This window comes from Aeromonas sp. FDAARGOS 1403, assembly GCF_019047325.1.
Lineage (GTDB): Bacteria > Pseudomonadota > Gammaproteobacteria > Enterobacterales > Aeromonadaceae > Aeromonas > Aeromonas dhakensis.
The window spans coordinates 2,765,743-2,778,663 of record NZ_CP077249.1 but is presented as its reverse complement, the minus strand read 5'-3'; the positions used below and the strand labels follow the sequence as shown (position 1 = coordinate 2,778,663).

Genomic DNA, 12,921 nt, shown 5'->3' with positions numbered 1-12,921 from the left:
ACAATAATGAAATTTGAAACCATCTCCGTCGTTGGTCTGGGTTATATCGGTTTGCCAACAGCAGCAGTCATCGCCAGCAACGGTATTCGCGTTATCGGGGTTGATGTCAACCAGCATGCGGTCGATACCATCAACCAGGGCAAGATCCATATCGTGGAGCCGGGCCTGGAAGATCTGGTCAAGCAGGCAGTGCAGGATGGCCACTTGAGTGCCCATACCAGCCCGCAGAAAGCGGACGCTTTCCTGATTGCCGTACCGACCCCGTTCAAGGGTGAAGAGCACGAGCCGGACCTCAAGTATATAGAGAGTGCCTCCCGCGCCCTGGCCCCCATGCTGGAGAAAGGCAATCTGGTGGTACTGGAGTCCACTTCACCGGTCGGCGCCACCGAGCAGATGGCCAAATGGCTGGCCGAAGAGCGCAGCGATCTGACCTTCCCCCACACTGTGGCAGAAGGCCAGACCCCTGATATCTTTGTGGCGCACTGCCCGGAGCGCGTACTGCCGGGTCAGGTGATCCGCGAGCTGGTGGAAAACGATCGCATCATAGGTGGCATGGACAAGGCCAGCACCGCTGCGGCCACCCAGGTCTACAAGATGTTCGTCAAGAAGGGGGAATGCATTGCCACCGAAGCGCGCACCGCCGAGATGAGCAAACTGACCGAGAACGCCTTCCGTGACGTCAATATCGCCTTTGCCAACGAGCTGTCGCTGATCTGCGATAAGCAGGGCATCAATGTGTGGGAGCTGATCTCCCTTGCCAACCGTCACCCGCGGGTCAATATCCTGCAGCCGGGTTGTGGCGTGGGCGGCCACTGCATCGCGGTCGACCCCTGGTTTATCGTCAACCAAAACCCCGATACCGCCAAAATCATCCACCAGGCACGCCTCATCAATGACTACAAGCCGCACTATGTGGTTGGAAAGGTCGAGCAAGCTGTTACTGGCCTGAACAACCCGAAAATCGCCTGTCTTGGTCTGGCCTTCAAGCCGGATATCGACGATCTGCGTGAGAGTCCGGCGCTGGATATCACCAAGACCCTGGCCAACAACCCTGCCTATCAGATTCTGGCGGTTGAACCCAATATTGAAGCGCTGCCAGCCACTCTGGAAAATCGCAATAACGTCAAGCTGGCTTCTCTGTCAGATGCACTGAAGCAGGCTGATGTAGTCGTGATCCTGGTCAAACACAAGCAATTCCTTGGTCTGAACAGCAATGATATTGCCAGCCATAACCTGCTTGATTTTGTCAACGCCTCTCACTAATTCCCTTAAAAAGGTGGTCGATGCATATCGGCCACCTTATGCTAAAAGAACTCAGATATGTCGACTCGACTCGCTAAAAAGAACGCTCGAAAAAATCAGCAGCCACGTCAACAAGAAAATCATCTCAACACTGTTTTTTCTATTTATGACGAACATCTCGATCATCTCTATCGTCAACTTGCCAGAAAAACCGACAAGATTGATTGGGTTGAACAATCCTACGCTCTGCTTACATTCGTAAAAATCAGTAATATCGACGCCGATGATGCTTGGTTGTTGCCTGCTGACAATGATCGCAAGAAAACGATAAATGTTGATGAACATGGTGTACTCTCACTCGACATGGATCTGGTCGATGGAGATTCTTTCTATCTGCAAACTGGCAGCATGGATATCAACGGTCTTCCTCATAACAAAGATGCTTGGCGAATCAATGGCGGTCATAAATATCAAGTACATCTTGATGCAATTTATGGTGAACAGCGTCCTGACTGCGCCATGTTCTTTATTCAATATGATGCAGAAAAACGCATCGCCCATAAATACCAACAGATTTATAACGGGCTGAATAAAATCGAGTTTGAAACGGTGCCAGAGGCTCGTTATTTCAGCATCGCTCTTCGTTTCAAAGGTCAAGGAACTCTCAGCCTAAAACCGCTAAGAATAATTGCGGAAGAGATGCTGCCGGTTAACGCGATCACTCTCGAAAATTGCCAGTCTGAAGAAGAGATTGCTCGTATCTTTGAGCTCAAAGCCAAAGCGTTGACGTCAGCCTTTGAGAAACGCATTCATGCGTTGCCAGACTCCCCCATGGTTCAAAAAACCAATCTGGAGGCATTGAAGGATAAACTGGCTACTGCGCTCTATGAAAAGCAGCAAGTAGAGAAGTCTCTGTATTATCGCCTTGGTAAAACATTGGCAGAAGCCAAGCGCAACAAGCTGGCTGGGCTACTGGCTTTGCCGCAGAAGCTCATCAAAATTCGGGCGGCCAAGCGCAAGGGGAAATTTGAACATTCGCCCATGGATAGTTCCATCAGGCAACAGTTGCTGGAGCAGGTTGGCATTTTCAACGAAGCCCGTCCTAATGAAGAGATCACCTGGCCCGGATTCGAACCTCGCGCCCGTCTGCGTAACCAGCATATCAATGTCGTCTCGATCAGCGACAAGTTCACTTACGAGTGTTTCCGCTACGAAGCCAACTTCATCCCGCTGACCAAGAAGAACTGGAAAGCCGAGATCGATGCAGCCAACCCCGTACTGTTCTTCGTCGAGTCAGCCTGGAACGGCAATGATGGCGAGTGGACCTACACCATGGCCAGCTACAAGAAGCACCTTGGCGATCCGCTGCGCGAAGCCATCAAGTATTGCCAGTCCAAGAACATTCCTGTGGTGTTCTGGAACAAGGAAGATCCGACCAACTACGACGTATTTATCGATGTAGCCGCCGATTGTGACTACATCTTTACTACCGATGGCGGGATCGTAGACAAGTACAAGGCCCGTGTCGGCCACGACAGGGTTTACCCGCTAGCCTTTGCGGCGCAGCCGGCGATTCACAACCCGATCCGTGACAAACGCAAGAAGCTGCCTACCTATGAAGCCTGCTTCGCCGGCAGCTGGTACAACAATGGCCATGACACCCGCCGTATTCAGACCGAGATCGTGCTCGATGGGGCCATGCACCGTGAGCTGCACGTCTACGACCGCATGTTGCACGCCACCAAGCATCGCGAGTCTCGTATCTTCCCGGCCAAATATCAGCCGTTTATTGTGGGTTCTCTGAGCTACGACCAGATGGTCACCGCTTATCGCCAGTACAAGCTGTTCCTCAATATCAACACGGTACAAGATTCACCGACCATGTTCTCTCGTCGGGTCTTCGAAATCCTGGCCTGTGGTACGCCTGTGGTATCGACCCATTCCGATGGTATGAAGGCAATGTTGGGTGATCATGTTTATATAGTTGATAATAAAAACACTGCAAAAATAAATATCGATAATTTATTAAATGATGAGAGTAAACGTCGAGCTGTTGGTCATCTTGCCTCTCGCCATACATTACAAGAACACACATATAAAAATAGATTTGAGTATATTGTAAATAAAATAAATGGCAATATTAGCCTTTATAATGAACAACCTCTTGTATCTATAGTAATGTGCACGAACAGACCGCATAACATAGACTTAATGATTAATAACTTCATACAACAAAAGTATGACCGAAAAGAACTGATTGTTATCATAAACACAAGTGACGTTGATTTAAAATCAATCAATGAAAAACTATCAAAAATAAAAAATCATAAACTGCTCCAAATGGCTGATAGTTTTACACTTGGGGAGTGTTTAAATAAAGCTGTGGAATTATCCAGTGGCGATGTTATAGCCAAACTAGATGACGATGATATTTATGGTTCGCATTATATAACTGATGCTGTACTTGCTCTGGAGTATTCTGGTGCTGATGTTGTCGGAAAGGATTCTCATCTAGCATATGTTGAATCAATGGATAAGACATTTTTAATCAGAAATGATAAGGACTGTCGATTCAGTGACTTTATAATTGGTGCAAGCCTAATAATAAGAAAAGAAGTATTTGAAAAGGTCACTTTCCACAATAAAAACAAAGGTGAAGATTCACAATTCTTAGCAGACTGCAAAGAAAAAAATATCCTTATATATTCATCTGATATATATAATTACATTACAATCAGAAGTAAGAATTTAGATAATCACACTTGGAAAATCGATGACCAAGCATTTGTAAAAAATGCGCAATTTATTTGTGATGGGCTAGCTAAAGATACCTATTGCATATAGGGGCATGACATTGAAAAAAGCCGTAATTATTGGCTCCTGTGTTACAAGAGATGCATTCGAGTTTGAACCTAATCTTATTGACATATCAGGTTCATATTTCCCAAGAACATCTCTTATTAGTATGATGAGCCCCCCTATTTCGATAGAACATACAACTCTATCATCTGAAAATCAGTGGTTAAAATGGGTTATACTCAACGATTATAATAAATCAACATTGGCACAGGTAAAGTCCAAAAAACCAGATTTTATCTTTATAGATTTGATTGAAGAAAGATATGACCTAATAAAGTTAGGCAATAGCTACCTTACTCGCTCAGATGAGCTTTTAAAGGTGAATCCACTGTCTAAAAGTCCTGAGTATGACTCAATACTTGGAAGTACTAGCGATGAAACAACATTGTTATTCTATGAAAAAGCAAAGCTGTTTTGTGAAAGGATAAACTCTGACTTCCCTGAATCAACTGTAATAATTCATGATGCAAGATATAGCAACTATTATCGTGACAACGGAGTGATCAGACAATTTGATGTGATAAGGTGCCATAAGAATGCAATTATGAACGCAAAATTGTCATCGCATATTAACTTCCTTCAGAAAAACATCTCTAGGATAAAAACAATACGCATTGACAATGAGATTTCACTTGCTAGCAAAGAGCATAAATGGGGTCTATCACCATTCCATTACATTGATGAATATTATCTAGCCTTTATGAAAGAAGTAAAAAACCTAGTCAGGTTATAATAAAAAACATGGGCGTGACTGCTAGCAATAGCAGCATGCCCATTTATAATTAATGGTTTTGCGGAAAATAAGTCAATCTAATGAGAAAGCATATAGATGTAATAATTCCATCTTTCCATCTAGGTAACGAAAGAGGTGGACTTAAGTACGCACAAAAAAGGCTTGAGCGCTGTATTAAGTCACTTGACAATAAGTGTTTATTTCTTCATGTAGATTCAAACATTCAATCCTTGGGGATTGAAGAACATAACAACATTGAATTTTCATTCACGCATACTGACACTATATTTTCCCCTGGTAGCTCAAGAAATATATGCGTATCAAAACTGTCAAACGAATATATCTTTTTTGTCGACTCTGACTTGATACTCAATCATACGCTATTACAAGAGGTCTTAACTCGAGTAAAGAATATTGATACCCAAGGGCAACCCTCTTTTGAGATGTACCCCTGCCTTTATCTGACGAAGGAAGAAACGGAGCGCTTTGACGGTGATTTTCAGGGCTGCCTGGAGTCCTTTCTGCGCGGTGAAAACCATAGGGTGGAGGGAATCGCCTTGGCCAGCAGCTGTCTGCTGATGAACCGCGAGTGGTTTTTGCAGCTGGGGGGCTTTGATGAGCAGTTTGTCGGCCATGGCGGCGAAGATCTTGAACTGATAGACCGCCTTACTCGTCACTACCCCATCGGGCCGAGACCGGATGACTATGCCCTCAATATCAAGGCTCAGCATCCGGGGGATTATCAGGGCTTTCGGCGCTATTTCAGCTATTATGCGCTGCCCCATCTGTTTGCCGGCCGGTTTCTGGTGCACCAGTGGCATCCGCGCCCCCTGACCCACCCATACCACAAGCGGCGGGCAGGCAATGATCAGCTGCTCGAGCAGATGCTGACCCGCAGCGAGGCAGAGCGGGGCCCGCTTAAGGGGCCCGTGGTGCCCTGCAACGACCTTGGTGGAGAGCTGCCCGATTTTCGGGAGTGGATGATCCGCTTGCAGGAGGAGGCTGGCTACCCGGTGCAGGAGTATCCGGGCCTGCTTCGCTGGCAGGATGGCATCAAACCCAAGCGCCCTTTGTGGCGCAAGCTGCGCAAGCTCTACCTCAACCCTCGGGCTTTTTTCAGAGACATGTTCAAACCCAGGTCTCGCTGAACTTTTTATCTGAGCAATTTGCATGACTCTATGGACACAATCCGGCGGCATTATGGCTCGCAGCGCCCAGATCGGTGCCTGCCTGGACCAGCCCCTGGCTCGCTTCACATCTCCTGATGACCCACAACCGGGTGATGTGCTGATCGGCTGGGGCCAGAAGGCCAATACCCGTCAGATCAAGCAGCAGGCACAGGCACTGGGCCTGCCCTACTGGCAACTGGAAGACGGCTTTATCGGCTATATCGGCCACCCTGCCAAGGGAGGGATGGCGGTGTCGCTGATCGCCGATCCGGTGGGCATCTATTACGATGCCCGCCAACCCAGCCGGCTCGAACAGCTGATCGCCACCCCTTGCGATGCCGGCACGCTGGCGCGGGCCGAGCGACTGATCGGCGAACTGGTCCGCCTTGGGGTGACCAAGTACAACTGTTATGCCAGTCGCCCTGATACCGCCTCGGCCGCCGGGCCCCGCAGCCCGTCGGTTGCCGAAGTGAAAGGGCTACCGGCAGCACTGGCTCAACGCCTGCTGCAAGACGCCAGACCCAGAGTCTTGCTGGTCGATCAGGTGGCCGGCGATCTCTCCATCCCCGGCGCACTGGCCAGCGAGGCCGATTTTGTTGCCATGGTGGAAGCGGCGCGTCGCAACCACCCCCATGCCCGTCTGCTGCTGCGTACTCACCCGGATACCCGCTTTGGCAAGAAGAGCGGAGTGCTGGCCAGGCTGAAGCTCAGCGATGTGGAGATAGTGGCCGACCATTGTCATCCCCACGCCCTGCTGAGCCTGGTGGATGCCGTCTATACCGTCTCATCCCAGCTCGGCTTTGAGGGCCTGCTGCTGGGCAAGCCGGTCTACTGCTTCGGCATGCCGTTTTATGCCGGCTGGGGGCTGACCCACGACAGCAAGCAGTGTGAGCGTCGTAACCTGCCGGTGTCGCTGCCCCAGCTGGTGGCGGCGGCCTTGATCCACTACCCGCGCTACCTTGACCCCGTGCTCGGCCAGCGCTGCGAAGTGGAAGAGGTGATCGCCATCATCGCCCGCCAGCAAAAGCCCGCTCCCCGTTGGCGCAGGCTCTATCTGGTCGGCTTCTCGCTGTGGAAGCGCGCCTTTATGCAGGCGTTTTGTCATCACCTGGCCGAGGAGCTTCGTTTTGTTCGCAAGCCTCCCAAGCGGCTGACCGGCGATGAGCAGGTGTTGGTCTGGGGCAGCCGGCATCCCGATCTCACCTCGGCCATTCGGGTGGAAGATGGTTTTATCCGCTCTCGCGGGCTGGGCTCCAACCTGTGTCGTCCCTCTTCCCTCTCCATCGATCCGGTGGGGATCTACTTTGACTGTCGCACCCCAAGCGGGCTCGAGCAGCTGCTCAATTACCAGCAACTGACCGAGCAGGAGGTCATGCGAGGCCAGGCTCTGCTTGAGCTGCTCAAGCGACACGGCGTCAGCAAATACAATGTGGGCACAGTACAGCCATTCACGCCGCCGGCCGATGGCCGCACGCGGGTGCTGGTGGTAGGTCAGGTCGACGGGGATGCCTCCATCCTGACCGGCAGTCCGACCATTCGCAGCAACGAGCAGTTGCTGTGGGCCGTGCGGGCCGCCAAACCCGAGGCCCATATCATCTACAAACCGCATCCGGATGTGGTGGCAGGCAACCGGGCCGGTGCCATCTCGGCAGCCTGCCTGGCGGAGTGCGTCGACAGCCAGGTACTCGATATCGGCCTCACCAGCCTCTATCCCCATGTGGACGAGCTGCATACCATGACCTCGTTGAGCGGATTCGAGGCGCTGGTGCAAGGGGTCAAGGTCACGACCTGGGGCCAACCCTTCTACAGTGGCTGGGGCTTGACCACGGATGCCCACCCTCCTGCTCGTCGGCAACGAATCCTGCCTTTGGCCGCTCTGGTCTATCTGACCCTGGTAGCCTATCCGCTCTATATCGACTGGCAGACCGGCCTCTGGATAAGTCCGGAGCAGCTGATCCGCCAGCTGGCACAGCAGGGCCACTCATCGGCCCGAAAGGCTGGCCGCTGGCAACGTTGGCAGCTCAAGCTGAGTTACCTGACCCAGACTCTGTGGCAGCGCCCTTCCCTCCCCCAGCTCATGAGATAAGTCGTACATGAAGATTTTGTTGTTGCAAGGACCGCTGGGCCCCTTCTTTCAAACCCTGAGCCAGGTGCTGAGCGATGCCGGCCATCAGGTGTACAAGATCCATTTCAACGGTGGGGATGAGTGCTGGCCCTGTGTCGGCCATAACGAGCGCTTTACCGGCAAACCGGAGAGCTGGAACACTTTTTTTCGCCGCTTCATCAAGCGCAACGGTATCGACAGCCTGGTCTGCTACGGTGACTGCCGTTATTACCATCTGCAGGCCATTCGCATCTGCAAGCAGAAAAAGATTGCCGTCTGGGCCATGGAAGAGGGGTACCTGCGCCCCGACTACGTGACCTTGGAGCAAGGAGGGGTCAACGCCTTCAGTCCGCTCTATGCCAAGCGTGACAAGCTGGCGGAGATGCAATGGCCTGAGCCCTACCAGGCGCCGTTGCAGGTGGGCAAGACCTTTGCCAGACGAGCCTGGTATGCCAGCCGCTACCACATCAACAAGAGCCTGTTTCGCTGGCGCTACCCCCACTTCGTCAACCACAGACCCTGGAGCCTTTACCAGGAGGCCAGCGGCTGGGTTGCCGGCGGCTTGGTGAAGTGGCGCTACCGCTGGGCAGACCGCCGTCTGCTGAAAGCCCTGCCGGCACACAAGGGGCATATCTTCTTCGTTCCCCTGCAGGTCACCGAGGACTTCCAGATCCGCGAGCATTCGGATTTGAGCGGTGTCGAGGAGATGGTGGCACAGGTGATGAACTCGTTTGCCGAGCATGCCCGCAGCGAAGATGTGCTGCTGTTCAAGCACCACCCCATGGACCGAGGTTACGTCAGCTACCAGTCCCAGATAAACCGGTTGGTCACCCTGCTCGGACTGGAAGGGCGGGTCTTTTATGGCTATGACCTGCCGCTGCCGGCGCTCTATCCTCTGCTCAAGGGCGTCATTACCATCAACAGCACGGTTGGCCTCTCCGCCCTGCTGCACGATGTGCCGACCTTCTGCATGGGGCGCGCGCTCTACGATCTGCTGGGGCTCACCACCCGCGGCACGCTGGAGAAGTTCTGGCACAAGCAGAGCCCGGTCTGCAACGAGACGTTCGAACGGATGCGCCAGTCCCTGCTGCACCTGACCCAGATCAATGCCAGCTTCTATCGGCATCTGGAGATCGGAGCCATGGCCGTGGCACAGAAGATCCAGCAGCACGACAAACAGCGCATGCCAATCAAACAGGGCAAGCAGGCCCTCCACGCCCCCGGGCTTATCGGTGCCCTCGGCGTGCTGAGCTCGCTTGGCTTGATGGCAGACGAGATGTTGACGCCCCTCGGCATGCTGTGATGCTTGCCCCTATCTTGACCGACAAAAAAGCCCGCGATTGCGGGCTTTTTTTATGGGTGTTACACGGTGCGGGGGCGCAGGTGGGCGTGCCAGCGGGCTTCCCACTTCTTGAACAGCCAGACGATGACGAAGGTCAGCAGCATGTAGAGCAGGCCGGCGGTCAGGAACGCCTCGAACGGGCTGTAGTAGCGGGAGTTGATGATCCGCGCAGCGCCGGTCAGATCGACGATGGTGATGATGCCCGCCACCGCCGAGCCCTGCAGCATGAAGATCACCTCGTTGCTGTAGGCCGGCAGTGCCCGGCGAAACGAGTTGGGCAGAATGATACGGGTGAGGGTCTGCCAGCGGGTCATGCCGAAGGCGTTGGCCGCTTCAATCTGCCCCTTTGGCATGTTGAGCACGGCGCCGCGCACGATTTCGGCGGTGTAGGCCCCGGTGTTCAGGGTGAACGCCAGCAGGGCGCAGAACCAGGCTTCGGCAAACAGATCCCAGGCGACGCTGTTTTTCAGCCACTCCCACTGGGCGGCGCCGTAGTAGATAATGAACAGCTGCACCAAGAGCGGGGTGCCGCGAAAGAAGTAGATGTAGGCCCAGATCGGCCCCTTGATCAGCCAGTTGCGGCTGTTGCGCAGGATACCGAGCGGCACCGCCAGCATCAGCCCGAGGATCAGGGAGGCGGCCACCAGCAGTACTGTGGTGTAGAGGCCCTGCCAGTAGGTGGGCCATTCGCTGAGAATGATTGAGAAATCCATGGCTTACCTCGTCTTTATCGCATAGTGACGCTCGGCCCATTTCAGTGCCGAGGTGGAGACCGCAGTGAAGATCAGGAAGATCAGGGCCACCGCCATGTAGAAGGTGAAGGGCAGCTGGGTCGAGCCCGCCGCCAGGGACGCTTTGCGCACCATGTCATCGAGCCCGATGATGGAGACCAGCGCCGTGGTTTTCAGCAAGACCAGCCAGTTGTTGCCAAACCCCGGCAGAGCGTGGCGCATCATCTGGGGAAACAGGATGCGACGAAACACCTGGGTTGCCCGCATGCCGAAGGCGCGGGCCGCTTCCAGCTCGCCCTTGTCCACCGCCAGGATGGCGCCGCGGAAGGTCTCGGTCATGTAGGCGCCGAAGATGAAGCCGATGGTGGCCACCCCGGCCGCAAACGGGCTGATGTCGATGTAATCGGGCAGCAGGGAGACCCACTCCTGGTTGGGGTTGCTCGCCAGCAGGTAGTTGTTGTAGGTCTCGTTGACCCAGGTACAGAGGTTGTTGATGAGCACCTGACCGCCGAAGAACAAGAGCATCATCAGCACCAGATCGGGAATGCCGCGGATGACGGTGGTGTAGGCGGTGGCAAAGCCGCGGGCCCACTTGTAGGGGGAGAGCTTGGCCAGCGCCCCCAGCATGCCAAGCACCAGCGCCAGCAGCAGGGAGGCCAGCGCCACCTCCAGGGTGACCCAGGCCCCCTCCAGCAGGGAGGTTTCGTATCCTTTCAAATCAAACATATGCAGTTCCATCGCAACTAAGCGGGCCCATCACTCCCTGGCGAGAGACGACGGGCCCGATGACTACAGACGAGGGTCAACCTGTCGCTATTGTGCGTGTCACGCCCTGGCTCCTGCCTCTGGCAGCGAGCCTTGGAAGTTACTCGCCGTAGACGTCGAAGTCGAAGTACTTGTCGTTGATCGCCTTGTACTTGCCGTTGGCACGCAGCGCCAGGATGGCGGCGTTGAATTTCTCTTTCAGATCCTTGTCGGCCTTGCGCACCGCGATGCCGGCGCCTTCACCAAACCACTTGGGATCGGTCAGTTTCGGGCCCACAAACTCGAACGCATCGCCGCCCTCTTTCTTGAGCAGACCGTCGCTGATGGCGGCGGAGTCGGCCAGCACGTAGTCGACGCGGCCGGATTTCAGGTCGAGATAGGCCTCATCGGCGGTGCCGTAACGCTTGATGGTGGCGTTGGGGAAGTTGTCAGTAATAAAGGTGTCCATGGAGGTGGCACGCTGCACGGCCACTGTCTTGCCATCCATGAAGGCCTTCTCCAGTTTCACGTCAGTGCCTTTCTTGGCGGCGAAGCGGGCCGGAATGTGCTGGTACTTCTGGGTGAAGTCCACCTTCTTCTTGCGCTCTTCGGTGATGTCCATGGTGGCGATGATGGCGTCATATTTGCGCGACAGCAGCGCCGGAATGATGCCGTCCCAGTCCTGCTTGACCAGGGTGCACTTCACCTTCATCTCCTCGCACAGGGCGTTGGCGATGTCGATGTCAAAGCCTTTCACCTCGCCGCTCGGCTCGGTCCAGGAGAAGGGGGGGTAGGCACCTTCGACACCGATCCGCACCTCTTTCCACTCCTTGGCCATCAGGCTGCCGGAGGACAGGGCAGTAACCATGGCAGTCGCCAGCATCAGCTTGTTCATGTATCTCTCCTTGATAAAGTCATCGACTGTTGCAATTGCAGATTGTTGGGCTCAGCTCCGGCCATCAATAGATGGAGGAGATGAATTGCTTGAACCGTTCGGACTTGGGATGGGCGAAGATCTCCTTGGGATTACCCTCCTCCTCCACGCGGCCCTGGTGCAAAAACATTACCTTGTTCGACACATCGCGGGCAAACGACATCTCATGGGTCACCACCAGCATGGTGCGCCCCTCTTCGGCCAGCTCGCGCATCAGGCCGAGTACTTCGCCCACCAGCTCGGGGTCGAGCGCCGAAGTGGGTTCGTCAAACAGCATCACCTCGGGTTCCACCGCCAGGGCCCGGGCGATGGCCGCCCGCTGCTGCTGGCCGCCAGAGAGGTGACCCGGGTAGTAGTCGCGCCGCTCCCACAGCCCTACCCGGTTGAGCAGGTGTTCCGCCTTGGCAATGGCCTCGGCGCGGGGCACCTTGAGAACCTGGATCGGCACTTCGATGATGTTCTGCATGATGGTCATGTGCGACCAGAGGTTGAAGCTTTGAAACACCATGGCCAGCCGGCTGCGAATGCGCTCCACCTGCCGCATGTCTTCCGGCAGACGTTCACCGGTGCGGTTGGTTTTCATGCGAATAAGCTCGCCATGGAGGGAAACCGTGCCGGAAGAGGGTGTTTCCAGCAGATTGATACAGCGAAGAAAGGTCGACTTCCCCGAACCGGAGGAGCCGATAAGGGAGATGACATCCCCCTTGTGGGCGGTCATATCGATGCCCTTGAGCACTTCGTGGGTGCCGAAATACTTGTGCAGATCACGAACTTCCAGTGCGGCAACGTCGCTCATCCATTACAACCTTGTCTGTCCCTAGACGCCGCTGGGGCGTGACTCACGCCATCGCTTATTTAACAAAAAGTTAACCGATGGCAACCTTCAGCGAAAATATCACTCGGATAGTCAAAAAACAATACAGAACCGAGGTCTTTGGTGTTTTGTCTGTATTTTTATTGGCCAAACAGGTATTTTTCAGCACTTTGTCTGCATAAAATGCTAATCATACCGGTTCGACGACACCGCCTTTTTATACCCGCAGCGCACTACTGGCAAGAAAAT

General features: G+C 54.0%; 10 protein-coding genes. 6 read left to right on the top strand and 4 right to left on the bottom strand.

The genetic code is table 11. From position 1 onward, the window contains the following. Positions 1-6: 6 nt before the first annotated feature. The 6 genes from wecC to I6L33_RS13155 all read left to right on the top strand — a co-directional run bounded on the left by wecC (position 7) and on the right by I6L33_RS13155 (position 9,410). The gene (gene wecC, locus I6L33_RS13180; protein WP_201964326.1) at positions 7-1,263 is read left to right on the top strand and encodes a UDP-N-acetyl-D-mannosamine dehydrogenase; all 1,257 of its coding nucleotides are present in this window, start codon (positions 7-9) and stop codon (positions 1,261-1,263) included. 57 nt (positions 1,264-1,320) lie between these two features. Beyond that, the gene (locus tag I6L33_RS13175) at positions 1,321-4,086 is read left to right on the top strand and encodes a glycosyltransferase (RefSeq protein WP_216972672.1); all 2,766 of its coding nucleotides are present in this window, start codon (positions 1,321-1,323) and stop codon (positions 4,084-4,086) included. Positions 4,087-4,096: 10 nt separating this feature from the next. Then, on the top strand, positions 4,097-4,834 hold the full coding sequence (locus tag I6L33_RS13170; RefSeq protein ID WP_216972671.1) for a DUF6270 domain-containing protein: 738 nt from the start codon (positions 4,097-4,099) through the stop codon (positions 4,832-4,834). A gap of 80 nt (positions 4,835-4,914) precedes the next feature. Continuing rightward, a complete protein-coding gene (locus I6L33_RS13165) occupies positions 4,915-5,982 on the top strand; it encodes a galactosyltransferase-related protein (protein ID WP_254204930.1) in 1,068 nt (355 codons plus the stop codon). A gap of 52 nt (positions 5,983-6,034) precedes the next feature. Beyond that, positions 6,035-8,089, top strand: a complete 2,055-nt coding sequence (locus I6L33_RS13160; RefSeq protein WP_216974132.1) for a capsular polysaccharide biosynthesis protein — start codon at positions 6,035-6,037, stop codon at positions 8,087-8,089. Positions 8,090-8,096: 7 nt separating this feature from the next. Then, positions 8,097-9,410, top strand: a complete 1,314-nt coding sequence (locus I6L33_RS13155) for a capsule biosynthesis protein (protein WP_216972670.1) — start codon at positions 8,097-8,099, stop codon at positions 9,408-9,410. A gap of 59 nt (positions 9,411-9,469) precedes the next feature. On the opposite strand, the gene I6L33_RS13150 is transcribed toward I6L33_RS13155, so the two are convergent. From I6L33_RS13150 to I6L33_RS13135, 4 genes are all read right to left on the bottom strand, one after another. Continuing rightward, positions 9,470-10,162, bottom strand: a complete 693-nt coding sequence (locus I6L33_RS13150) for an ABC transporter permease (protein ID WP_005299639.1) — start codon at positions 10,160-10,162, stop codon at positions 9,470-9,472. A 3-nt stretch (positions 10,163-10,165) separates the two neighbouring features. Continuing rightward, on the bottom strand, positions 10,166-10,906 hold the full coding sequence (locus tag I6L33_RS13145) for an ABC transporter permease (protein ID WP_005299635.1): 741 nt from the start codon (positions 10,904-10,906) through the stop codon (positions 10,166-10,168). A 139-nt stretch (positions 10,907-11,045) separates the two neighbouring features. Next, on the bottom strand, positions 11,046-11,819 hold the full coding sequence (locus I6L33_RS13140; protein ID WP_005299633.1) for an ABC transporter substrate-binding protein: 774 nt from the start codon (positions 11,817-11,819) through the stop codon (positions 11,046-11,048). A gap of 64 nt (positions 11,820-11,883) precedes the next feature. After that, positions 11,884-12,654 carry an ABC transporter ATP-binding protein gene (locus I6L33_RS13135; RefSeq protein WP_005299631.1) on the bottom strand — a complete coding sequence of 257 codons (771 nt, stop codon included), beginning with the start codon at positions 12,652-12,654 and terminating at the stop codon, positions 11,884-11,886. Positions 12,655-12,921 lie beyond the last annotated feature (267 nt).

Coding starts and splice junctions, on each gene's coding strand:
- I6L33_RS13150 (WP_005299639.1), bottom strand. CDS start 10,162: ATGGATTTCTCAATCATTCTCAGCGAATGGCCCACCTACTGGCAGGGC.
- I6L33_RS13175 (WP_216972672.1), top strand. CDS start 1,321: ATGTCGACTCGACTCGCTAAAAAGAACGCTCGAAAAAATCAGCAGCCA.
- I6L33_RS13145 (WP_005299635.1), bottom strand. CDS start 10,906: ATGTTTGATTTGAAAGGATACGAAACCTCCCTGCTGGAGGGGGCCTGG.
- I6L33_RS13135 (WP_005299631.1), bottom strand. CDS start 12,654: ATGAGCGACGTTGCCGCACTGGAAGTTCGTGATCTGCACAAGTATTTC.
- I6L33_RS13160 (WP_216974132.1), top strand. CDS start 6,035: ATGGCTCGCAGCGCCCAGATCGGTGCCTGCCTGGACCAGCCCCTGGCT.
- I6L33_RS13155 (WP_216972670.1), top strand. CDS start 8,097: ATGAAGATTTTGTTGTTGCAAGGACCGCTGGGCCCCTTCTTTCAAACC.
- I6L33_RS13165 (WP_254204930.1), top strand. CDS start 4,915: ATGAGAAAGCATATAGATGTAATAATTCCATCTTTCCATCTAGGTAAC.
- wecC (WP_201964326.1), top strand. CDS start 7: ATGAAATTTGAAACCATCTCCGTCGTTGGTCTGGGTTATATCGGTTTG.
- I6L33_RS13140 (WP_005299633.1), bottom strand. CDS start 11,819: ATGAACAAGCTGATGCTGGCGACTGCCATGGTTACTGCCCTGTCCTCC.